Raw genomic sequence first — 22,210 nt, 5'->3', positions numbered from 1 at the left:
TTAACCTACTGAATTTTCAAGTTTAAGGGCCAACAACTGCTTCGCCTCTGTGGCAAATTCAAGCGGCAACTCCTGGATAACCTCTTTGCAAAATCCGTTGACGATCATATTGATCGCATCTTCTTGAGAAATCCCTCTGGAAAGGAAGTAAAAAATCTGCTCCTCATTCATCTTGGATGTGGACGCCTCATGCTCCACTTCGCTGCTGCTATTGCCGACATCAATGTAAGGAAACGTGTTGGCAGAGCATTGATCGCCGACCAACATAGAATCACATTGCGTATAATTACGCGCTCCTGCCGCTTTAGGTGTCATCTTCACCAATCCGCGATAAGTATTGTGGGACTGGTCGGCGGAAATCCCTTTAGAAATGATTGTGGAACGGGTATTTTTTCCCATATGGATCATCTTAGTTCCCGTATCGGCTTGCATTTTCCCATTCGTCAATGCGACAGAATAAAATTCACCGACAGAATCATCTCCTTGCAATAAACAGCTGGGATATTTCCAAGTAATTGCAGCTCCAACTTCGACTTGCGTCCATGAAATTTTGGAACGCTTTCCTGCACATCTGCCCCTTTTTGTCACAAAATTGTACACACCTCCAGAACCTGTCTTCGGATCGCCGGCATACCAATTTTGCACAGTTGAGTACTTGATCTCGGCATCGTCGAGAGCAACCAGTTCAACAACTGCCGCATGCAGTTGATTGGTGTCATATGCAGGGGCTGTGCACCCCTCTAAATAACTGACCGAAGATCTCTCTTCCGCAATGATCAGCGTCCGTTCAAACTGCCCGGATTCTTTATCATTGATGCGGAAATAAGTGGACAGCTCCATCGGACACTTCACTCCCTTGGGCACGTAGACAAACGAACCATCGGAAAAAACTGCCGAATTAAGAGCTGCGAAAAAATTGTCGCCTACCGGAACAACGCTTCCCAAATATTTTTCTACCAACTCGGGATATTCATGGATCGCTTCGGAAATGGAACAAAGGACAACACCCGCCTCTTCCAATTTTTTCTTGAATGTTGTGCCAATAGACACAGAATCGAAGACCATATCGACAGCAACATTGGCCAGCCGCTTTTGCTCATCCAAAGGAATTCCCAACTTTTCAAAAGTGCGCAGGATTTCCGGATCGACTTCATCAAGGCTGCTTAAAGAAGACTTGGTTTTTGGAGCCGAGTAATAAGAAATCGCTTGATAATCGATCGGAGGATACGCAACATTGGGCCATGTTGGTTCAGCCATTGTCAGCCATTTCTGAAAGGCCTTCACTCGGAAATTCAATAGAAACTCCGGCTCCCCTCTTTTTCGGGAGATTTCACGAATGATCTCTTCGTTTAAGCCGGGGGGAAGACGCTCAGTCTCCACATTGGTCACAAAACCGTACTTATATTCGTTGTTTTCACTGGAAAAAGATTGATCCGCTAAAGCCATAATCATTCAAACCGATAATTTTCAATGGCATAGTTTAACAAATAAAAAGAATTAGTTCCAACTTTTGCGCAAAGTACTAGAAATCCACAGGAGGATCGCGGCGGCTCCAATAATCTTCGCCATAATCGTAAGTGAGCTGCTCACCGGCTTTAATATCCCGCAAAGCAATCAGGACGCAGTGGCAGAATCCATTTTCTAAAGCGGACATAGGCTGGAGATTGGGGACATAATCGTGATTGATAAATCGAACCTCATTACCCATCTTTTCAGCGTCTAACGTGTAATAAGACAAGCCAAAAGACAACTTGGGATACCGCATGCAGTAATCCCCTCGAATGCGGGAAAGGATCTGACGGATAAGAAGCAGCCCAGCATACTCTCCGACAAACTCCCCCTTATTAATGGGACGATCAGTAAAAAGGCCGTACCCCGTCCGCTCATCGATCCACTTAATCGTTGACTCGCAAACATAACCGTTTTTAATTTTTTCTTTATGACTTTCGAACAGATCCCGCATCGACGCCCCTACTTTTCCGACTTTTACTTGCTTAGGGCATTTTTTAACAATTTTGCAAAAATCTTGATAGGAGGTCACTCGAAGCGATGACATGTATTTAGTGTGAAAAAATTTTTCATACTCGCAAACGTCCATTTCAACAACACCGTTTCCTCCTTTTTTCAACACTCTGAAAACTTTATTTTTCTGCAGGCCAAGGAGATCAACCATCTCTTCTCTTCCCAGATAAATCGCCAAATCTTCGGCACTGAAGCCAAGATAATTGGCAGCTTTGCGATGAACTGAGTGGTGCGCAAGCCTTTTGACAAGTTCCGTATTGCCGGAAATCACCGCTTGAGTTAAAGGTGTTTCGTGATTGCTATTCCAAAAAAACATATTCAGCCCGATATATACCGAATCAACTTCAAGAATCGGTTTTTGACGTCATCGTCAGCCTTTGATTTTGAGACCCGCTTGCATCGCTCAACCTATTCAGGTTGAACTGCTTCAGCACCGGCTTCGCCTGGCTCAAATTCAAGGCAACTCTTTGCCAAAATTCCGATTCTTGAAGTTGATTCGGTATAGCATATTGTCAATAAACCAAGCAATTTGTATAATTCCTCACGCGGGAAATGTTAAGTTTCATTTCTTTGTGAAATCCAATTTAAAGAATCTGCAAGGGAAGGCCTATGAGTTATTTGGAAGAATTCCAAAACCAAATTAACAACCGAGATTTTCATAAATTTTTTCAACTCTGGGAAGAGTATTGCACAAACGATGAAGTTGACAGCGACGAGTTTATCAGCCTTCTCGATATCATCAAAAATTCCGATTTCAACACTTTATTCGGCCAGTTTGCTGAAACAGCCCTGCCTCTTTGGCAATGCATCAAAGACGACGAAGAATCCTATCAGGTCTTAAAGCGGATTCTCGATCTTCAAACATCTAATTCCTCTTTATTGGCAAGCACGGCGATCTCCATGTTAAAGAAACGTTATGGAGAAGACCCGAAGTTCAAAGAGCGGCTGCGTCAAATAGGCCTCCGCACACAGGCAAATTTTCAAGGGGCGATTTCTAATTTCGAACTTCTCAATCATATGGCTAAAGGGAAATTCGTCTTTCACACAAGCGGATGGGGAACCGGAGAGATTATGGACATTTCCCACATTCGCGAGCAAGTTGCCGTTGAATTTGAAAATGTGACCGGAATCAAACATTTATCTTTCGAAAATGCTTTTAAAACGTTGATTCCCCTTCTTGATGAGCATTTCCTCGCACGCCGATTTGCCGATCCCGACCTGCTAGAAAAACAAGCAAAAAAAGATCCCCTGGAAGTGTTGAAAGCATTGCTGCATGACCTCGGTCCCAAGACAGCGGGCGAGATTAAGGATGAACTTTGCATTTTGGTGATTCCAGAGCAGGAATGGAGCCGCTGGTGGCAAAATGCCAGAGCCCGTCTAAAAAAAGACACCATGGTTGAAACTCCCAACAGCCTGAAAGATCCGTTCATTCTGAGGAAAAAAGAACTTTCTCACGAAGAGGAAATGCATCGGGAAATTGAAAAACAAACCTCAGTCGATGACATCGTTCAAACGACCTATACATATGTCAGAGATCTTCCCCATGTATTGAGAAGGCGGGAAGTCAAAGATACTTTAAGAGACAAGTTGGTAAGCTTGCTGGACGAAGAACAGCTTTCCTCGGCACAAGAGCTTCAGATCTGCATTTTCTTAGAAACATTATTTGGTCATTCCATTGAAGGGAAATCTGTCAAAGATTTCATCCATTCAATGGAAAATGTCGAAGAGGTTCTTAATTCCATGGAGATCATCGCCTTTAAAAAACGGGCATTGACGATGATCAGAGAGAATCGAGAAGACTGGGCCGAAACCTTTTCTTCCCTTCTCTTTTCCATCCATCAAAATCCTCTGCGAGATTATCTTTTCCAAGAACTCCAATCCAGTGAATCTCGAGAACTCCTGATGAAAAAGCTCAATACTCTCTTGAGATATCCAGAGAGGCACCCTGAGATTTTTGTCTGGTATTTTCAGAAAATTTGTAAGAAAAATCCGGGAAACATCCCATTTTCAAACAAAGAGGGGCAATGCCAATTCTTCGAGGCGTTTTTAATCCTCCTCCATCGAATCGAGCATGAAAATGAATGGAAAGATCTTGTAAAAAAGATGTATAACACATTGACATCCAAACGATTTGAAGTTGTCCGCAATCTGATCGAAAACACAACGCTTGAATTTATCAAAGAATTTTTATTATTGGTGGCGAAAGTCCATGTCTTTTCAGACCACGATAAAAAGATCATGCGTTCCTTGGCTCAAGTTGTGCACCCCTCCCTAGCTCCGTCGAAATCTAAATCGATTACCGATGACGCCTCCACTTTGTGGACCACCGAAGAGGGATATCGCAAAACTCAAGAAAGAGTTAAGCGGATTGCAACTGTCGAGATGGTTGAGAACGCAAAGGAAGTGGAAGAGGCTCGTTCACACGGCGATCTTCGAGAGAATTCAGAATATAAATTCGCTTGTGAGAAACGCTCCCGTTTGCAGTCCGAAATGAAAATGCTCTCTAAGCAGTTAAGTGCTGCGCGAGTGTTGACACCAGAGGATGTCGATTCTTCCATTGCAGGAGTCGGTTGCATCGTTGAGGTGGAGGAGCCAAGCGGGGCAAAAGAGCAGTTCACAATCTTGGGTCCATGGGAAGCAGATATCGACAATGGAATCATTTCTTATCAGTCGCAAATTGCCCAAGCAATGAGTGGTCATAAAATTGGGGATTCCTTTACATTTAAAGACGGTCATTACAAGATCACCGCTTTAAAAAGCGTTTTCGAAGGATAAATCGATGGAACTCATTTTAGCCACACATAACCTCCATAAGATCAGGGAATTCAGACAGATATTAAAGGAGGTAAAGGGATTGGATCTCATTTCCCTCCGCAATTTTCCTGATTATCAACTGCCGGAAGAAACGGGAAAAACCTTTCAAGAAAATGCCGATCTCAAAGCTTTACATGCGGCTAAGATGTTGAAAGCGATTGTCTTGGCTGATGATTCAGGGCTTGTCGTTCCCGCATTGCAGGGAGCTCCAGGCATCTACTCGGCTCGTTACGCTAGTTCGGATGCTACAGACAAAGAAAATCGTGAAAAGCTCATGCAAGAGATGGAAAAGTTCGAAGATCTGGACAGATCGGCTTACTACGAATGCTGCATCACAATTGCTGGACCGGAAGGGATCTTAAAAACAGCTAAGGCGACATGTGAAGGTTTAATCGGCGAGCAGGAAAAGGGGAGAAACGGCTTTGGATACGATCCCATTTTTATCAAACATGATTACGATAAGACTTTCGCCGAGCTTGAAGAGCAGACAAAAAATCGTATTTCACACAGACGCAAAGCTTTGGATAAAATTTTAGCATTTTTGGAAGCACAAATTCCTTCGGAATAGCATCGTCATTTTCCAACTCTTGTAAAATTTTTTCTTTGTTTATATTTTGAGAATTGATGCACTATTTCATTGACGGATACAATTTGATGTTCCGTTTGTCTATGATGAACGACTCCTTGCAAGCAGAAAGAGAGCAGTTTATCTCAAATCTCTACGCCAAAATTCAAGTTGTTGGGCTAGATGTCACCATTGTCTTCGACGCTCAACATCAAGAGGGGCTCGGTTCTCGCACTCATCTTGATTTTTTAGAAATTTGCTTTACGGACGAAGGGGAAACAGCTGACGACTATATTATTCGCGAGCTGAGTTCAGTGCCAAATCCAAGAGAAGAGATTGTCGTTACATCGGACAACAAACTTGCCTGGCTGGCGAGAAGGATGCATGCCAAGTCAGAACAAGTGGAAACATTCGTTCGCTGGCTGGATCACCGTTACCGCAAAAGAAAAAAAGAGCTTCCAAAAGATTTTGTCATTAAGGAACCGCCAAAGATCTCCCTTCCGGAAGAGCTTCCCGTTTCACAAGAGAAGAGCACTGCGGACAGCTATTACCTAAACGCTTTTGAAAAAAAATTCAAAGAGCTGGAGCCTGAACGCAGCCTTCCCAAGCCTAAAAAAAAGACCTCATCGAAAAAAGCAGGTGAAAGTGAAATGGAAAGGTGGCAGAGGTTGTTTGAAAATCGGGATCTTGACGAAGACACACCTAATGTATTGTGAATACCTTTCCAAAATTGATGAGGAACAGGCATCTTGATCGTAATTAGAGCTTTCCGCTAAAATAGCACCTCCTTATTCGGGGCGTTAGCTCAGTTGGTAGAGCGCAACAATGGCATTGTTGAGGTCAACGGTTCGACTCCGTTACGCTCCATATCTTTCACTCGACATTTCCCCTATTCTACACTATGATGGCATATTGTTAGTGACTCGGATTTTTAAGATGGCCGCTTTTGATACATTAGAAGAAGCTCCCGGAGATCCCATTTTAGACCTGACGTTGGCGTTCAAAAACGATGAGCGCAAGTCAAAAATAAATTTGGGAGTTGGAGCATACAAAGACTCTGAAGGTTCCTCCTTGGTTTTCAACTGCGTACGGCAAGCAGAGCTGCAAATTCTCGATCAGCGCCTCGATAAAGAGTATCCGCCCATTCAAGGATTACAGCCATTTATCGAAGCTTCTATCGAGCTTGTTTTCGGCAAGGATTGCGATACTAGAAGAATCTTCGGAGCACAAACATTGGGAGGAACAGGAGCGTTGAGAATTGCCGGAGAGTTCCTCGCTAAAAAGAACATCTGCTCTACTATTTTCCTGTCCGATCCGACTTGGGGAAACCACCTTTCGATCTTCCACAATGCCGGCCTCAAGTTAGACACTTACAACTACTATGACTCCCTCCATAAAACAGTTGATTTCCAAGCCCTTTGCAACTCCGTGCAGCAAATGCCTCAAAACTCAGCGATTCTGCTCCAACCTTGCTGTCACAACCCAACCGGAACAGATCTCTCTTTTCCACAATGGGAAGCTCTCTGCCTCCTGATTAAAGAAAAACAAGTCTTCCCTTTTTTCGATCTTGCCTATCAAGGTTTTGATCAAGGATTAGAGGAGGATGCAAAAGTGATCAGAATGTTTGCCAAACATCATCCCGAGATGATTGTCGCAAGCTCCTATTCCAAAAACATGGGTCTCTATGGGGAAAGAATCGGCCATCTCGCCATCTGCACTGAAAATGAGAAAAACGCAAGAGCAGTCGGCAGCCAAGTGAAGCAATTAATCCGGAGCAATTACTCCATGCCGCCTCTTTACAGCGGCCGCATTGTCTCTACAATTTTGAATTCCGAATCTCTTCGGAATGAGTGGATCAAAGAGCTGGCAAATGTTCGGGAACGGATTCAGGAAATGAGAAAACAGCTTGTTTCAGGACTTATCTTCAAAGGAGGAGGTAGACAGTTTGATTATCTTGCCGATCAAACCGGAATGTTCTCCTTTTCCGGAATAAATCCAGAGCAGGCATGCCGTCTGAAATCTGAACAAGGCATCTACATGTTGAAAAATGGACGCATCAACATTGCAGGGTTGAATGCGCATAATCTTGATTATTTTATCGATGCCATCCTATCTGTAAAAGAACCGTCATGAGATCCTTTTCTCCAAAACCCTTTCTTCAACTGCTGGCAGTATTATTAACTCTGCTCAGTGTTTCTAAATCGACCAGCGAAAAAGTTCAAGGGTACAGCATTGCCATCCTTGCCCCTACATGGAATCAATTAGCAATCATTAAGCAGGGGATTCAGCATCTTTCCGAAGAAACCTTCGAAGAAGACGGGAAAACACTCTATGTCCATGAAGAGATCCAAAAACTGCACATTGAAAATCAGTTGTTAAAAAACGAAATCGCTACATTGAAAGAGCTGCTCAAGCAAGAGCAAAAAAGAGACCTGGTCACAAGCAAAGAGCTTGAAGCAGCTCCTGCCCAGGTGATTTTCCGCCCTGGAACTTCTTGGAATACCGTTTTATGGATCAATGTCGGCAAGGAACATAATAAACAATTGGGAAAACAAGTGATCTCCCAAAACAGCCCTGTTGTCGTCGGAACTAATGTCGTCGGATTAGTTGATTACGTCGGCAATAAGCAAAGCCGTGTTCGGCTGATTACAGATCCCTCATTAACTCCCTCAGTTCGATCTGTCAGAGTTGTGGACGGCCGCACCTGGTATCTCGCCAAAGGAGAGTTGAAAGGAAGCTCTCTTTCCCAATACCGAACGAAAGAAAAGCTCCTGATCGGTACAGGATTCAACTACGACTTTCCCGATCAGGAGGGACCTGCTAGAGACCTAAGAAGTGGAGCCGTCCTGGGAGATCAATCAAAACACTATCCCGCTTTAGACATCATCATGCCAAACGATTTACTCGTCACAACCGGAATGGACGGTGTCTTTCCTTCTGGCCTTTGCGTTGCCACAGTCACTAAAGTCAATATGTTGAAAGAGGGCGACTATTATTATGACATTGAAGCAGAACCCTGCTGTACAAATTTAGACCACCTGATGATCGTCTCTGTCCTTCCGCCTCAAGGCTTCGATCCATGTGATCAACCATCTCCCTATCAACTACCTAACTAGCAACTAGTTACTGTATTAAATTTTTAATTGATAGATTTTACTTTCTCTTTTGTGGTAATTAGTAGGCATGGATCCTCTTAGACATCTGCCTGACTTGCTGCACAGTTTTAATGAAAGGCCAAGGCAAAGCCAAGCTTTCAATTATATGAAAGATGGCCAATGGTTCCACCTGTCCACAGAACAGGTTGTCAATCAAGTAGAAAGCCTGGCTTTATACCTCAAAGATCAAGGGCTGAAAAAAGGGGAAAGAGTCGGGATTTACGCCAAATCCTCTCCTTACTGGAGCATCATTGATTTCGCTGTTACTTTAGCCGGCGGAATCACCGTTCCGTTTTTTGCGAATCTTTCCGGGAGGCATTTTGTGTATGAAGTGGAGCAGTCCAAACCGAAATGGCTGTTTGTCGGCGACCGGGAAGACTGGGATCATATCAAAGAACACAAAGAAAAATTCGAAACAACGATAGGGATCGAACAAGGCGCATATGAACATACGGATCACAATTTTTATGACTGGGTCGAAAAAGGGATGAATATCCTCAAAGAAACTCCTTACCAAATAGAAATCCTCAAACAAGCCATTCACCCTGATGATGTCGCAACAATCATTTATTCAAGTGGAAGCACTGGAAGCCCAAAAGGCGTTGAGCTCACACACCGCAATTTAGTCAGCATCGTTAATATGGATGACTTTCTCCTCAGGGGTACCGACAAATACTTAAGCATCCTTCCTCTGGCACATATTTTTGCCAAACAGATCCACCTCATCATGACAGCGTGGGGTGTTCCAATCTACTTTCTTAACGATCTGACAAAAATCACAGAAGTCGCAACAACGCTGCCGATTACACGCATGATCGTTGTTCCAAGGATCTTAGAAAAAGTCTATTCGAAGATGTTGGACAGCGTCAAAAAAAGCAGCTTGGTTAAACGCTTGATCGGTACTTGGGCGTTCAATCTTGCTTACAGGAAAAACGATTGGATCAAACGATCTCTTTTCCCCATTGCTGATCAATTGGTGTATTCAAAAATCCGTTCAGCCTTCGGCCCTCATTTTCATTCAATTTTATCTGGAGGGGCCCCTTTAAATCCCCACCTGCACCGCTTTTATCTCAGTGTCGGCATCCCAATTTTGCAAGGCTGGGGACTCACGGAAGGTTCCTGTATCGCAGTTAACAGGCTTCATCAAAATAAAGTAGGCACAGTCGGACCGCCTGTGCCTGGAGTCAGATTCAAGATCAGCGAAGATGGAGAGATCTTGGCGCATAGCCCAACCGTCATGAAAGGGTATTATTTAAATCCTGAGGCAACGAGAAAAACCATAGATCCCGAAGGGTGGCTGCATACAGGAGACTATGGATACATAGACAATGACGGACACCTAGTCGTTCAAGGAAGAATTAACGAAGCGTTCAAAACATCTCAAGGGGAATACGTTTCACCCGTACCAATTGAACAAAGGCTTTCCGAATCGCCATTGATCGACATGGCAATGGTAATTGGCGAAGGGCACCCTTTTCCAGCTGTTTTGCTGTTTCCCGATTTCCCATCAGTTGAAAACTGGAAAGCACAAAAAAGCCAAGGATATCTCTCGGTTCACGAATTCCTTGATTCCGAAGAGGTCAATGAAGAGATCATCCGACTCATTGAGGAGATCAACAAATCACTTGACCATTGGCAAAAAATCAGAGCCTATCGCTTTATTCTGACTCCGCCGACGATCGATGGCATGGAGCTGACTCCGACGCTTAAACTTCGACGCAAAGCCATTTTGGAGAAATACGCCAGTGTGGTTGAAGAGATCTACCACTGTGTGGGAAAAAGAAGTTTCTATTTAATCCAAGATTAATTATACAATAGCGCGATTTATACATTTCACCTGGATGTAAGAATGCGTATTTTTATCCCTAAGGAAACTTCTTCAAAAGAAACACGCGCAAGCGCAACGCCAGCTTCTGTCTCGAAATTGATTTCGATGGGAGCAAGCGTCCAGATCGAACAGGGAATCGGGAACTCCCTTTATCTCTCTGATTCAGAATATCTCTGCAAAGGAGCTGAAATTGTGGAAAGCCGCAATCTCGCGCTCCGCGATGCTGATATAGTTCTGAAGCTAAACCCCCTCTCGTGCGAAGAGGTCGGATCGATGAAGAAAGGAGCCATCTACTTAGGCTGCATGAACCCTTTTCAGAACCCTGGGCTTATTGAAGCATTCAGAGAAGCCGGAGTCAGTGCAATCAGCGTTGAGATGATCCCACGAACAACCATTGCTCAAAAAATGGACGTATTAAGTTCTCAGGCCAGCTTGGCAGGATATGTTGCAGTCATGACCGCAGCGCAACATCTCAACAAAATTTTCCCTATGATGGCAACTCCATCCGGAACCATTCAGCCCGCGCGCGTTTTTGTCATTGGCGCAGGCGTTGCAGGGCTTCAAGCAATTGCCACAGCAAAAAGGCTCGGCGCTCGTGTTCAAGCATTCGACACTCGTCCGACAGTTGCCGAGCAGGTACAATCCCTGGGAGCAAAGTTCGTCAAAGTCGATCTTGGAGAAACCTCTCAAACGGAACAAGGCTATGCCAAAGAGCTCACCTCTGAGCAGCTGCTTCTGCAAAAAGAAGCAATGGCCAAAGTATGCGTTCAGTCGGATGTCGTAATCACCACAGCACAATTATTTGGCAGACGGGCACCTCTCATTATCGAAAATCGAATCATCGATATGATGGCGCCGGGAAGTCTGTTGGTTGATCTCGCAGTGGAATCCGGCGGAAATGTCGAAGGAGCGCTGCCGGATCAAATTATCGAACGCAATGGAGTTAAAATCATCGGACTCAGCAATTTTCCCGGGCAAGTTGCTTACAACGCCAGTGAAATGTACAGCAACAATTTGACAAATTTTCTCGAGCATTTTTGGGATAAAGAATCTCAAAGTTTGCGGTTGAACTTGGATGATGAGATCATTTCCAGGAGTTTGATCACTCACTGCGGGGAAGTGGTCAACTCTCAGTTTCAAAGCCTGCAACCCGCATAAGGAGCGTTATGGAATCGATTGGATTATTACTCTTTGTCTTTGTCCTGGCAGTATTTACAGGATTTGAGCTCATTTCTAAAGTTCCTTCTCAGCTACACACGCCCTTGATGTCGGGATCAAATGCCATTTCCGGGATCACCATCGTAGGGGCGATCATTGCCACAGGCTATCTGGGCGATAGCCTTTTTGCAATTGTTTTAGGCCTATTGGCAGTTATTTTCGCAACAATCAATGTAGTGGGAGGTTATCTCGTTACAGACCGCATGTTGAAAATTTTCAAACACAAGAACCAGAAATAACCATGAATGTACTCTTTGACTTTGCTTATATCTTTGCCTCTATTCTGTTTATTATCGGCTTGAAAATGCTCAGTTCCGCTAAGACTGCCCGGAAAGGAAACGCAATATCTGCTGTTGGCATGCTGGTTGCCATAACTGCAACGCTGCTTTACAGCGGGCTCAGCTACACTTGGATAGCCATCGGCTTGGCAACTGGAGCGGCAATCGGTGCTTTGACAGCTCAATCTGTTCAGATGACAGCAATGCCGGAGATGGTTGCGCTCTTCAATGGATTCGGGGGCATTGCCAGCCTTCTTGTCGGTTGGGCGGAATTTCATTCGAAACCTTCTGAGGATCCCTTCACCCGTTTCGCAATTTTCCTTACCGTTCTCATTGGCGGTGTAACATTTACAGGCAGCATGATCGCCTACGCCAAACTGGCGAAAAAGATGGATGGCAAGCCAACTTTATTCAAAGGTCAGCAATCGGTCAATGCTCTGCTTATGTTGATTGCAGTTGTTTGCGGAATTCTTTTCAGCTTTTCTATTGGAAACAGTTACACATTATTTTTGGCATTCACCGCACTTTCTCTTCTGCTTGGAATATTAACAGTGATCCCCATTGGCGGAGCAGACATGCCGGTGGTTATCGCCCTATTGAACAGTTACTCAGGGCTTGCTGCAAGCATGGCTGGCTTTATCATCTACAACACCGTTCTAATCGTTGCCGGTTCTTTAGTGGGAGCTAGCGGATTGATTCTGACAAATATCATGTGCAAGGCAATGAATCGTTCTTTGCTCAATGTTCTTTTCAGCGGCTTTGGAAAAACGGCTTCCAGTCAGTCATCACAGGGGATCAAAGGAGAGGCAAAGCCAATCAACGCATCGGATGCCTATTTCTTGTTGGAAGCAGCGCGATCAGTGATCTTTGTCCCGGGCTATGGCATGGCTGTTGCGCAAGCACAGCATATTGTTAAGGAGCTTGCGGACATGTTAGAGGAGAATGGCACCGAAGTGCAGTATGCGATCCACCCTGTTGCCGGGCGGATGCCAGGTCATATGAATGTGCTTTTAGCAGAAGCAAATGTCCCTTACGAGTTGCTTGTGGAGCCGAAAGATGTCAATCCAACAATGGGAATTGTGGATGTAGCAGTTGTCATTGGAGCGAACGATGTTGTAAATCCAGCCGCGAAAGAGGATCCTTCCAGCACTCTTTACGGCATGCCGGTCATTGATGTGGAAATGGCAAAAACTTGCCTCGTCTTGAAGCGGGGGCTGAATCCTGGTTTTGCAGGAATGGAAAATGCGCTCTTTTTCAAAGAGAATACGCGGATGCTGTTTGGCGATGCCAAACAATCTCTTTCCTCTTTGGTCAGCGAATTTAAGAAGTAATCATCAATGAATCGTTATCGCGAATACATCGAAACAGCTTCAAGAATCGGTTTTGGTGTATATAAAGTTGAGAGGGCCTTGTGGGCTGCGTCTGTTATTTGAATGATTAGCAAGCGATTGCAAAATTCCATCGATGGAAAATCCTCTATCTTTCATCCATGCATGAACACTATCCAACGCAACATAAAAAGGGTTTAATTCGACCAGCACACTTTGAACCGATGACTCGAGACTCTTTTCCGCTCCTTTCAGTACCTGCCATTCCCTGCCATCGATATCAATTTTCAAATAATCGCACCGAATATTAAACCGCTCACAAAGATTATCAACTGTTACGCAATGGATCATCTCCTCTTTCACTGGCTTAAAAGACTCTCCGGACTCTTTCACCGGTTCGATAATCTGACTGCCGCTAGATCCGGACTCTTCATTCAAAATATGAAACGGCACATCCCCTTCCCTGTCTGAAACAGCGATCTTAAGCGGAATCACCTGGTCGAAGCCATTTAACTGGATATTTTCCTTGATGCTTTGATAATTGCCACTCAACGGTTCAATGGCATAAATTTTCATTTTACTGTGAATGGAAGCTGCAAAAAGAGAATATAATCCGATATTAGCGCCAACATCGATAAAAATTGCCTTGGAATTAAATCTACCGATCCATTCAAGCGTCTCGGGTTCCTTTGTCCAAAACGTTTCACACCTAAATTTTTCTATAGAGGAACGGCAAAAAATTGCCAGGTTTTCCGTCAGGTGATACTTGCAGCTCATTCCGACAACAAATGCTGCGTCTCAAGACCAATAATCACAATTGTGAATAAAAAGAGGAGAATCAACAAAGGGCGCCCCCCTATAACGCGATACTTTCCCTCTAATTTCAAATGATATCTGCCAACCCAAACCATCATGACAGGAATCATGCCATTGAGGACCGCCTCTCCATATCCCCCTGCAATCCCTAAGGCTTCGATGAAAATGCCAGGGTTAACGGCAGCGAAAATTGCCGGCGGAAAGAAAACCAAAAGACAAAGCACAACGCGTGAGAAACCCACTCCCCTGACCTGAAATCCATCAGCAAAAAAATCAACCATCGAAAGGGAAACTCCCAAAAACGAAGTGACTAAAGCAAAAAAGCCGAAATACCCTCCTAAAAGGCTAAGAACCGTGCTACCGGTAATTTCCTGGAGGGTATAGGTTACAGGAACTCCCTGCTTAGCAGAAAGCGCAATCTCTTCCGGAGTAAGCGTTCCCAAAATCATCCATTGCCAAAGGGAATACACAAGAAAAGGAAGGGCCGTTCCTAAAACAATCGCCAAGCGAAGCTTTTTCACATTCTGCTTCAAATAAAAAGTCACAGAAGGAACGATGTTGTGATACCCATAGGCACTAAAAAGAACAGGAGCTGCCATTAACGAAAGCCCCCAGTTTTTATTCATAAGTTTCTTTGCAGAAACCTCAGTCGTTCCGATAATCAACAAAAGGACATAAGAGATAATCAGGCTAACCATAAGCAACCAGTTTACACGGTCAACAACGCGGTGCCCGAAGTAGATAATCGCCCCAAACAAGAAAGCAAAAAGAAACGAATAAAAAGAAGGGGAAAGCTCTAATCCCAAATGAGTTTCCACCGAGTTGCCTAAAAGAGGCGCGCCTCCTGAAATATATGAAATCAACAAGCAATAATAGAGAAAAATAAAGGAGCCTCCTCCAAAAACTTTTCCCACCGGCCCTAAAAGCCTCTCGGTCATGGAAAGGATATTCGCCCCGCTTTTCATCCATAATGTTGCTTCCAAAAGCAGCAAACCAGTCGCAAGCATAAACAACCAGCAAACAGCATTGACAAACATCGCAGGTAAAAATCCAGAAAGCCCAGTCACAACCGGAAGCGCAAGCATCCCTGCGCCAATGCTCGTGCCGCTAATCAATAAGATACCGCTCCAAACACTTCCCTCTTGGGATTTTTCCTGGGACAAAGACATGGACTCTTCTTTCATAGGGGATTTTCTCAAAAAATCAAGGCTTAAGATAATAGTTTACTATAGTTTTTTGTTTAGAAACAAGAAAAAAAATTTGCATACAAGTCTAAATATCAATAGAATAATCAACAAAAAAAATTAGCGATACATGGTACAGCCTACTGAACAAACCCCGGTCTTCATCCTTTGCGGAGGCCTAGGCACGAGAATTAAAGAGGAAACCGAGTTCAGACCCAAGCCGATGGTGCCAATCGGCAACCATCCAATATTGTGGCATATCATGCATATCTACAGGCGCAACGGATTTAAAAAGTTCGTCCTCTGCACCGGATTCAAGTCGGAAGTGATCAAATCCTATTTTCTCAATTACAGCTACATGAACAGCGATTTTTCCATCAATCTTGAAAAAAATAAAATGACAGTCCACTCTATCCACCATAAAGAAGATTGGAATGTGACAATCGCTTACACCGGAGAAAAAACAATGACTGGCGGCCGCATCGCAATGGCTGCAGAAAAATATTTAGGCGATTCTCCGCATTTCGCAGTCACCTATGGAGACGGCCTCTGCAATGCAAACTTGCACGATGAGTTTGCCTTTCACCTTTCCCATGGAAAAACCGGTACGATTTTAGGCGTCAATCCTCCCTCCCGGTTCGGAGAAATTCATCTTCAAAACAACGAAGTCATCAAATTTGTGGAGAAACCTGAATTTTCCAAAAAATGGATAAACGGAGGGTTTTTCTTTTTCAAAAGGGAATTTATCGATCAATACCTCGAGAAATCTTCCGATTGCATTCTAGAAAAAACCCCTCTGGTTCGCCTAGCCGAAGACGGCGAACTGCAAGTCTATAAACATCGCGGTTTTTGGTCATGTATGGACACTCAAAGGGACAGGGACCACTTAAACGAACTTTGGAAAACAGGTAAGCCGCCTTGGTTGCTACAGGCCAATGCCCTCTCTCAAGGAAGTCTCGAATATGCCTCAATTTCCTAAAGATGCGTTCAAAGGAAAAAAAGTCTTAGTGACCGGTCACACAGGATTCAAAGGAACATGGCTCTCCCTTTGGTTGAATAAACTAGGCGCTCACGTTATCGGATACAGCCTCGCACCCTCCGATCTTTTTTCACTTGTCGGACTGGAAAACCGCATCACCCACGCACAAGGAGACGTGCGGGATCTTGCGCAGCTTTCTGAAATCGTTCAAACAACCAATCCTGATGCGGTCTTTCACTTTGCCGCCCAATCTATTGTGCTGAACAGCTACAAGTCGCCTCAGGAAACTTTTTCCACAAATGCCCTGGGGACAGTCAATGTATTGGAAGCTTGCCGCCGCTCTCCATCAATCCGCGCAATCGTGATCGCCACAACAGATAAATGCTATGAAAACCGCTCCTGGGTATGGGGATACCGTGAAAATGACCGATTAGGGGGAAAAGACCCTTATAGTGCAAGCAAGGCGATGGCTGAACTTGCCGCTTCTTCCTATCGGGAATCTTTTTTGAAAGGAAATATTTCAGTAGCAACCGTTCGATGCGGCAATGTGATCGGAGGAGGTGATTTTTCTCCACACCGTTTACTGCCGGATTGTTTTCGCGCCTTGATCAATCAACAATCCATTTCAGTGCGCAATCCAAAAAGCATCAGGCCTTGGCTGCATGTTCTCGATGCTTTATACGGATACTTGAAGATAGCCGGCGAGCTGTTGACAACCGGAGAAATTTTCTCCGGTTCATGGAATTTCGGCCCTTTTGAAAAAAATGCCGTCACCGTTCAAGAAATGGTCGAATACGCAATTGAAACGTGGGGCAGCGGAAACTGGACCGACAACAGCTGCAAAAACGCTCCGGAGGAAATGGAAACCCTTAAACTGAATTGGGAAAAAGCTGCCAAAGAACTTAGCTGGAGTCCTCGATACTGCTGGAAAGAAGCAATCGAAAAAACAGCTTCTTGGTTTAAAGCATACGACACCCAATCAAACATGTTTGAAACCTGCATGCAACAGATCGAAAAATATGAAAATGACACCAGCCCCGCTAGAGGGCGTTTTTCTCATCAATCTTGAAAAAAGAGAGGATGAAAGAGGTTTTTTTGCACGCACCTTTTGCTCTGAGGAATTCAGAGAAAAAGGGTTGGAAACCGCTTTTGTCCAGGCAAACGACTCTTTCAGCATAGAACAGGGAACTCTAAGAGGAATGCATTATCAGCTGCCTCCTTTTGCTGAAACGAAACTTGTCCGATGCATCAAGGGTTCTTTGTACGATGCAGTCCTCGATCTAAGAGAGGACTCGCCCACCTTCGGACAATCGTTTGGAACCATACTTTCCGCTGACAACCGCACGATGATGTACGTACCCCGTGGTTTTGCCCATGGATTTTTAACCCTGGAGCCTTATACGGAAGTCTACTATCTTGTTTCTGCTCCCTATTCTCCTAAATTCGAAAGAGGCATTCGATGGAACGACCCTCGGTTCAACATCTCTTGGCCAGAGCCTCCTCGAGTGATTTCTGAAAGAGATAACTCCCATCCTGATTTTTTATGAACATTCTTTTTACAGGTGCCAGTTCATTTACCGGAATGTGGTTTGCTAAAGAGCTTTCCTCTCAAGGGCACGCGGTCACCTGCATTTTTCAGAAGAGCCAAAATACCTATCAAGAGTTGAGAGGAAAAAGGGTCGCGGCTGTACTAACTCGTTGCATTTCTCACTTTAATTGCAAATTTGGTTCAGACTCTTTTCTTGAACTCGTCAAAAGCAGCCGCTGGGATCTGCTTTGCCACCACGCAGCAGAAGTCAGCTGCTACAAAAGCTCCGATTTTGATGTTTCCAATGCAGTAAAGAAAAACACCTGGCGATTAGAAAAAATCCTTCAATCTCTAAAGGAAAGAGGATGCTGTAGAATCATGCTGACAGGATCTGTATTCGAGCAAAACGAAGGGGAAGGAGACAACATTGAGCAGGCGGTTTCTCCTTATGGATATTCGAAAGGTTTGACATCTGAAATTTTTCGATTTGCCTGCGAACAAAACAAGATCCAGCTAGGAAAATTTGTGATTCCAAACCCCTTTGGCCCTTATGAAGAACAAAAATTTACAACCTATCTCGCAAAATCATGGCTTTCAAGAAAAATTCCCGAAGTTTCTTTCCCGAACTATGTGCGAGATAATATCCACGTCTCCTTGCTGGCTAAGCTCTATGCAAAAGCTGCCGCATCAATTGACCGCAACACTTCCTATCAACAATGGAATCCCAGCGGATATAGCGAATCCCAAGCCAAGTTCACTGAACGTTTTGCTAAAGAGATGGAAAAGAGGCTATCGGTTCCTTGCGCATTCACCCTTAAAGAGCAAACAGAATTTCCCGAACCAAAAAAAAGAATTAATACGCAACCCATTAACATCGAAACGTGGAGCGAAAAAGAGGCTTGGGATCAATTAGCCTCCTTTTACAGTCATTACTATGGATGAAATTGGCATAGCAGTCATAACGCATCAGGCAAAGCATCATCTTAAATACTGCCTGCCTCCATTGCTTAAATCTCCTATGAAGCCAAAAATTTTAGTCGTCAACTCCTCTTCACATGACGGAACAGTCGAAGAGGCTGAAACGCTCGGAGCAGAGACTCTTGTTGTTCCGAGAAACAGCTTCAATCATGGGAAGACCAGAGAAGCGGCAAGAAAACATCTCGCAACAGACATTGTGATCATGATCACTCCCGATGCTTACGCCGAAGACAGTTCATTGGTTGAAACATTGACTCAGCCGCTGCGCGACGGAACAGCGTCTATTGCCTACGCCAAGCAAATTCCACATCAAGGCGCAGACCTATTCGCTTCTTTTTCCAGAGAATACAATTATCCGGAGAAATCGCAATTGAGGGGAATTGAGGATCTCGACACCTATGGAGTCTACACGTTTTTCTGTTCGAACTCCTGCTGTGCGTGGAAAAACAGCGCTCTGGATTCCATTGGAGGATTTTCTCATGTCTTGCTAGGAGAAGATACTGTTGCCGCCGCGAAGCTTTTGCGCAAAGGGCATAAAATCGCCTACATATCTGAAGCAAAAGTACGGCATTCCCACAGCTATTCCTTGTGGCAGGAATTTCAGCGGCATTACGATACAGGGCTGGCACGCAGACAATATAGTCAATTATTCTCCGGGGCAGGCGGCGATAATAAAAGGGGAAAGGCTTATGCACTTGCTCTGTTAAAAAAAGTTTATCAAACCAAAAAACAACTCCTTCCTTATGCAGTGTTGCAGACGGCAGCCAAATTAGCGGGATATTATATCGGAAAGTTGACCTTGAACGCACCTATCACGATCAAACGAACGCTTAGCAGCCAGGATTTTTACTGGGATTAATATTTCTTTTCTTAAAAATAGAGATAATGATATAGGTTCTACTTGAATCACTAGTTAACAAGGAATTCTAAAATTGGAGGATATTCAATGTCTTGGAAAAAATGGATAGTTGCTCTGTCAACTGTTGTTTTCTCAACTCAGTTCTCTCCTGCAAGTGCAGGCAATTACTATAACTGCGATACAGGAAGCGATTGCGGATTCAGTTTCTGCGATAGCGACCCATGCGAAGGCTGGTCAATCTATGCCGACTATCTTTACTGGAGACCCAGAAGATGTGATTTAAATTATGCTTTCACAACTTTAGATACAGAAAATGAAAATTTAGCATTCGTCACAGGATTATCCGGCATATGCCCTTCTTATGATTCCGGTTTCCGCATCGGTATTTTGAAGGCGTTCGGCGATCTAGATTTTGGCGTCCATTATACATGGTTCCGCAGCAAAGACGGCAGTTCCATCAACAATGTCGGCGAAGATTTTATCATTGGCCAAACTAAAGTTATCAGCCCATTTGTTACCGATCCGATCGAATTAGCGGCTTCAGATTATAAAGTTGAATTAAATCAAATTGATGCCGAGTTAGGATACCATCTTGAATTATCCGATTGCCTTGCTGCAAGAATTTTCTCCGGTTTCCGATACGCCAAGATCAAGCAATCTCAGAACTCGGTATACTCCAGTGACATTAATGATCAATACGCTAATAGCAACCCGCTTGCACAAGTGGATGTTATCCAACAGAAAGCCGATCTGGACTTTTACGGACTTTATGTAGGAAACAAAGCCAGCTATAAGATCTGCGACTGTTTTGATTTCTTTGGAGGACTTTCACTGGGAATCGGCGTCGGAGATGTTTCTCAAAGAATCGATCAACAAGGTAAAGCTGATGGGGGTCCAGATGTAGAATTCGCTCAAGGCGATCTAGTAAGCACCTCTTGCTGGAAATCTATTGCTGTGCTTGATCTAAACGTAGGCATCACTTTCCCTCTTTGCAACGTCTGCTGCACAGATCTGGCTTTCTCTGTAGGTTACGAATTCCACCAGTGGTTTAACGTTAGCGACTTCATCGCTTTTCCTTTCGGAAATTATGGAGTCGACTCACACTGCTGCGACCTTAGCTTTGATGGTCTATTCGTAAGGGTGTCAGCTGCGTTCTAACGCTAAAAATCCAAAGATTTTTTAAAAAAAAGAGGAACAGAATTTTGTTCCTCTTTTTTTTTAGCTCATGCAAAAATCTCCCTCTTAAAACCTCCTCCCGCGCAAAATGGACCTATTTACCCTAAAAGGCGATGAAAATCTATAAAATATTTTTTTTTGAAAATCAGGTTTTACCTAGAAAATATTTCTTTTCTTAAAAATAGGAATATTGATATAGGTCTTACTTGAATCATTAATCAACAAGCAATTCTAAAATTGGAGGATATTCAATGTCTTGGAAAAAATGGATAGTTGCTCTGTCAACTGTTGTTTTCTCAACTCAGTTCAGTCCCGCAAACGCTGGCAGCTACAGCAGTTGCGATACAGGAAGTGATTGCGGATTCAGTTTCTGCGATAGCGATCCATGCGAAGGCTGGTCAATCTATGCCGACTACCTCTACTGGAGACCTAGAAAGTGTGATTTAGATTATGCGATAACGTATATCGAAAATGGTAGTGAACTACAAGAAGCATTCGCTACAGGATTATCCGGCATATGCCCTTCTTATGATTCCGGTTTCCGCATCGGTATTTTGAAGGCGTTCGGCGATCTAGATTTTGGCGTCCATTATACATGGTTCCGTAGCAAAGACGGCAGTTCCATCAACAATGTCGGCGAAGATTTCTTGATTCTTCCAACTAAAATTGGAAGTGCAAGTTTATTTGTTACTGACGGGATCCAATTAGCAGCTTCGGATTATAAAATTGAGCTCAATCAAGTTGATGTCGAATTAGGATACCACCTTGAGTTGTCCGATTGCCTTGCGGCAAGACTTTTCTCAGGCTTCCGCTACGCTAATATTAAGCAAACTCAAGACTCAGTATACTCCAGTAATATTAATGATCAGTTCGCCGAAAGTTCTCTTAACCAAGTGGATGTTATTCACCAGAAAGCCGATCTGGATTTTTACGGACTTTACGTAGGAAACAAAGCTAGCTATAAAATCTGCGACTGCTTTGATTTCTTTGGAGGACTTTCACTGGGAATCGGCGTCGGAGAGGTTTCTCAGGATTTTGATCACAAAGGTAAAAGTATAGGCGGCACAGATTACACTCAAGCGGATTTAGTGAATGAGTCTTGCTGGAAGTCTATCGCTGTGCTTGATCTAAACGTGGGCATCACTTTCCCTCTTTGCAACGTCTGCTGCACAGATTTGGCTTTTTCTGTAGGTTACGAATTCCACCAGTGGTTTAACCTTGGCGGCTTCACCTCCCTTTCACGTACTGTTGACAGCGAAGGAGAAGCTGCTGGCAGAGGCCTCGTTTCTTCAAACTGCTGCGACCTTGGCTTTGACGGTCTGTTCGTAAGATTGTCTGCTGCGTTCTAAGCTGAAATTTGATATTTCTTTTAAATGAAAGAGGGACAGATTCCTGTCCCTCTTTTTTTTTGATCTATACTAGAGAGGGATAGGGCAACAATGCTGCCAAGGAGTCTTGAGTAATTAAATTTTATCTAGAAAA

At 44.0% G+C, this 22,210-nt stretch carries 20 protein-coding genes and 1 tRNA gene; 17 read left to right on the top strand and 4 right to left on the bottom strand.

Going from position 1 to position 22,210, the window contains the following annotated elements; all coding sequences use genetic code 11:
* Positions 1-1,452: a Fe-S cluster assembly protein SufB gene (sufB, locus tag WCW_RS00390; protein ID WP_013181188.1), complete on the bottom strand. Its 1,452-nt coding sequence runs from the start codon at positions 1,450-1,452 to the stop codon at positions 1-3.
* A 70-nt stretch (positions 1,453-1,522) separates the two neighbouring features.
* Positions 1,523-2,338 (bottom strand): SET domain-containing protein-lysine N-methyltransferase, encoded by an 816-nt coding sequence (locus tag WCW_RS09605; protein WP_013181187.1) that lies wholly within the window; start codon positions 2,336-2,338, stop codon positions 1,523-1,525.
* Between the two features lie 293 nt (positions 2,339-2,631).
* Here WCW_RS09605 and WCW_RS00380 point away from each other — a divergent pair, with 293 nt between their 5' ends.
* The 10 genes from WCW_RS00380 (at position 2,632) to WCW_RS00335 (ending at position 13,211) form a co-directional block, all read left to right on the top strand.
* Positions 2,632-4,797, top strand: a complete 2,166-nt coding sequence (locus tag WCW_RS00380) for a GreA/GreB family elongation factor (protein ID WP_013181185.1) — start codon at positions 2,632-2,634, stop codon at positions 4,795-4,797.
* A gap of 4 nt (positions 4,798-4,801) precedes the next feature.
* A complete protein-coding gene (locus WCW_RS00375; RefSeq protein WP_013181184.1) occupies positions 4,802-5,404 on the top strand; it encodes an XTP/dITP diphosphatase in 603 nt (200 codons plus the stop codon).
* A 56-nt stretch (positions 5,405-5,460) separates the two neighbouring features.
* The gene (locus WCW_RS00370) at positions 5,461-6,117 is read left to right on the top strand and encodes an NYN domain-containing protein (RefSeq protein ID WP_013181183.1); all 657 of its coding nucleotides are present in this window, start codon (positions 5,461-5,463) and stop codon (positions 6,115-6,117) included.
* Positions 6,118-6,195: 78 nt separating this feature from the next.
* Positions 6,196-6,268, top strand: a tRNA-Ala gene (locus WCW_RS00365).
* A gap of 69 nt (positions 6,269-6,337) precedes the next feature.
* A complete protein-coding gene (locus tag WCW_RS09860; protein WP_013181182.1) occupies positions 6,338-7,534 on the top strand; it encodes an amino acid aminotransferase in 1,197 nt (398 codons plus the stop codon).
* On the top strand, positions 7,531-8,517 hold the full coding sequence (locus WCW_RS00355; RefSeq protein ID WP_013181181.1) for a rod shape-determining protein MreC: 987 nt from the start codon (positions 7,531-7,533) through the stop codon (positions 8,515-8,517). The genes WCW_RS09860 and WCW_RS00355 overlap by 4 nt, the downstream gene beginning before the upstream one ends.
* A 67-nt stretch (positions 8,518-8,584) precedes the next feature.
* On the top strand, positions 8,585-10,363 hold the full coding sequence (locus WCW_RS00350; RefSeq protein WP_013181180.1) for an AMP-dependent synthetase/ligase: 1,779 nt from the start codon (positions 8,585-8,587) through the stop codon (positions 10,361-10,363).
* Between the two features lie 42 nt (positions 10,364-10,405).
* Positions 10,406-11,542: an NAD(P) transhydrogenase subunit alpha gene (locus tag WCW_RS00345; RefSeq protein WP_013181179.1), complete on the top strand. Its 1,137-nt coding sequence runs from the start codon at positions 10,406-10,408 to the stop codon at positions 11,540-11,542.
* 8 nt (positions 11,543-11,550) lie between these two features.
* Positions 11,551-11,841 carry an NAD(P) transhydrogenase subunit alpha part 2 gene (locus WCW_RS00340; RefSeq protein ID WP_013181178.1) on the top strand — a complete coding sequence of 97 codons (291 nt, stop codon included), beginning with the start codon at positions 11,551-11,553 and terminating at the stop codon, positions 11,839-11,841.
* A 2-nt stretch (positions 11,842-11,843) separates the two neighbouring features.
* Positions 11,844-13,211: an NAD(P)(+) transhydrogenase (Re/Si-specific) subunit beta gene (locus WCW_RS00335; protein WP_013181177.1), complete on the top strand. Its 1,368-nt coding sequence runs from the start codon at positions 11,844-11,846 to the stop codon at positions 13,209-13,211.
* Between the two features lie 39 nt (positions 13,212-13,250).
* Here the strand turns inward: WCW_RS00335 and WCW_RS00330 are convergent, their stop codons facing one another.
* Positions 13,251-13,985, bottom strand: a complete 735-nt coding sequence (locus WCW_RS00330) for an FkbM family methyltransferase (protein ID WP_013181176.1) — start codon at positions 13,983-13,985, stop codon at positions 13,251-13,253.
* The gene (locus WCW_RS00325) at positions 13,982-15,208 is read right to left on the bottom strand and encodes an amino acid permease (RefSeq protein WP_013181175.1); all 1,227 of its coding nucleotides are present in this window, start codon (positions 15,206-15,208) and stop codon (positions 13,982-13,984) included. The genes WCW_RS00330 and WCW_RS00325 overlap by 4 nt, the downstream gene beginning before the upstream one ends.
* Positions 15,209-15,338: 130 nt before the next feature.
* Between WCW_RS00325 and WCW_RS00320 the strand changes: the two genes are divergently transcribed.
* From WCW_RS00320 to WCW_RS00290, 7 genes are all read left to right on the top strand, one after another.
* A complete protein-coding gene (locus tag WCW_RS00320) occupies positions 15,339-16,187 on the top strand; it encodes a glucose-1-phosphate cytidylyltransferase (RefSeq protein WP_013181174.1) in 849 nt (282 codons plus the stop codon).
* Positions 16,171-17,256: a CDP-glucose 4,6-dehydratase gene (gene rfbG / locus WCW_RS00315; protein WP_013181173.1), complete on the top strand. Its 1,086-nt coding sequence runs from the start codon at positions 16,171-16,173 to the stop codon at positions 17,254-17,256. Before WCW_RS00320 ends, rfbG begins: the two co-directional genes overlap by 17 nt.
* Positions 17,207-17,734: a dTDP-4-dehydrorhamnose 3,5-epimerase gene (gene rfbC / locus WCW_RS00310; protein WP_013181172.1), complete on the top strand. Its 528-nt coding sequence runs from the start codon at positions 17,207-17,209 to the stop codon at positions 17,732-17,734. The genes rfbG and rfbC overlap by 50 nt, the downstream gene beginning before the upstream one ends.
* Positions 17,731-18,657: an NAD-dependent epimerase/dehydratase family protein gene (locus tag WCW_RS00305; protein ID WP_013181171.1), complete on the top strand. Its 927-nt coding sequence runs from the start codon at positions 17,731-17,733 to the stop codon at positions 18,655-18,657. Before rfbC ends, WCW_RS00305 begins: the two co-directional genes overlap by 4 nt.
* A complete protein-coding gene (locus WCW_RS00300) occupies positions 18,650-19,552 on the top strand; it encodes a glycosyltransferase family 2 protein (protein WP_013181170.1) in 903 nt (300 codons plus the stop codon). The genes WCW_RS00305 and WCW_RS00300 overlap by 8 nt, the downstream gene beginning before the upstream one ends.
* An 87-nt stretch (positions 19,553-19,639) precedes the next feature.
* Positions 19,640-20,710 carry an Lpg1974 family pore-forming outer membrane protein gene (locus WCW_RS00295; RefSeq protein ID WP_013181169.1) on the top strand — a complete coding sequence of 357 codons (1,071 nt, stop codon included), beginning with the start codon at positions 19,640-19,642 and terminating at the stop codon, positions 20,708-20,710.
* Between the two features lie 269 nt (positions 20,711-20,979).
* A complete protein-coding gene (locus tag WCW_RS00290) occupies positions 20,980-22,077 on the top strand; it encodes an Lpg1974 family pore-forming outer membrane protein (protein ID WP_013181168.1) in 1,098 nt (365 codons plus the stop codon).
* Positions 22,078-22,210: the final 133 nt, after the last annotated feature.

It is taken from the genome of Waddlia chondrophila WSU 86-1044 (genome assembly GCF_000092785.1).
Classification (GTDB): Bacteria; Chlamydiota; Chlamydiia; order Chlamydiales; family Waddliaceae; genus Waddlia; species Waddlia chondrophila.
Note: the sequence above shows the minus strand (reverse complement) of the source record. Positions and strands in the feature narration are given on the sequence as shown.

Bases quoted from the DNA above. Each gene is read 5' to 3' on its own strand.
- WCW_RS00350 (WP_013181180.1), top strand. From the start codon at position 8,585: ATGGATCCTCTTAGACATCTGCCTGACTTGCTGCACAGTTTTAATGAA.
- WCW_RS00375 (WP_013181184.1), top strand. From the start codon at position 4,802: ATGGAACTCATTTTAGCCACACATAACCTCCATAAGATCAGGGAATTC.
- WCW_RS00325 (WP_013181175.1), bottom strand. From the start codon at position 15,208: ATGAAAGAAGAGTCCATGTCTTTGTCCCAGGAAAAATCCCAAGAGGGA.
- sufB (WP_013181188.1), bottom strand. From the start codon at position 1,452: ATGATTATGGCTTTAGCGGATCAATCTTTTTCCAGTGAAAACAACGAA.
- WCW_RS09860 (WP_013181182.1), top strand. From the start codon at position 6,338: ATGGCCGCTTTTGATACATTAGAAGAAGCTCCCGGAGATCCCATTTTA.
- WCW_RS00355 (WP_013181181.1), top strand. From the start codon at position 7,531: ATGAGATCCTTTTCTCCAAAACCCTTTCTTCAACTGCTGGCAGTATTA.
- WCW_RS00340 (WP_013181178.1), top strand. From the start codon at position 11,551: ATGGAATCGATTGGATTATTACTCTTTGTCTTTGTCCTGGCAGTATTT.
- WCW_RS00330 (WP_013181176.1), bottom strand. From the start codon at position 13,985: ATGAGCTGCAAGTATCACCTGACGGAAAACCTGGCAATTTTTTGCCGT.
- WCW_RS00370 (WP_013181183.1), top strand. From the start codon at position 5,461: ATGCACTATTTCATTGACGGATACAATTTGATGTTCCGTTTGTCTATG.
- rfbC (WP_013181172.1), top strand. From the start codon at position 17,207: ATGAAAATGACACCAGCCCCGCTAGAGGGCGTTTTTCTCATCAATCTT.
- WCW_RS00295 (WP_013181169.1), top strand. From the start codon at position 19,640: ATGTCTTGGAAAAAATGGATAGTTGCTCTGTCAACTGTTGTTTTCTCA.
- WCW_RS00345 (WP_013181179.1), top strand. From the start codon at position 10,406: ATGCGTATTTTTATCCCTAAGGAAACTTCTTCAAAAGAAACACGCGCA.
- WCW_RS00290 (WP_013181168.1), top strand. From the start codon at position 20,980: ATGTCTTGGAAAAAATGGATAGTTGCTCTGTCAACTGTTGTTTTCTCA.
- WCW_RS00320 (WP_013181174.1), top strand. From the start codon at position 15,339: ATGGTACAGCCTACTGAACAAACCCCGGTCTTCATCCTTTGCGGAGGC.
- WCW_RS00305 (WP_013181171.1), top strand. From the start codon at position 17,731: ATGAACATTCTTTTTACAGGTGCCAGTTCATTTACCGGAATGTGGTTT.
- WCW_RS00380 (WP_013181185.1), top strand. From the start codon at position 2,632: ATGAGTTATTTGGAAGAATTCCAAAACCAAATTAACAACCGAGATTTT.
- WCW_RS09605 (WP_013181187.1), bottom strand. From the start codon at position 2,338: ATGTTTTTTTGGAATAGCAATCACGAAACACCTTTAACTCAAGCGGTG.
- WCW_RS00335 (WP_013181177.1), top strand. From the start codon at position 11,844: ATGAATGTACTCTTTGACTTTGCTTATATCTTTGCCTCTATTCTGTTT.
- WCW_RS00300 (WP_013181170.1), top strand. From the start codon at position 18,650: ATGGATGAAATTGGCATAGCAGTCATAACGCATCAGGCAAAGCATCAT.
- rfbG (WP_013181173.1), top strand. From the start codon at position 16,171: ATGCCTCAATTTCCTAAAGATGCGTTCAAAGGAAAAAAAGTCTTAGTG.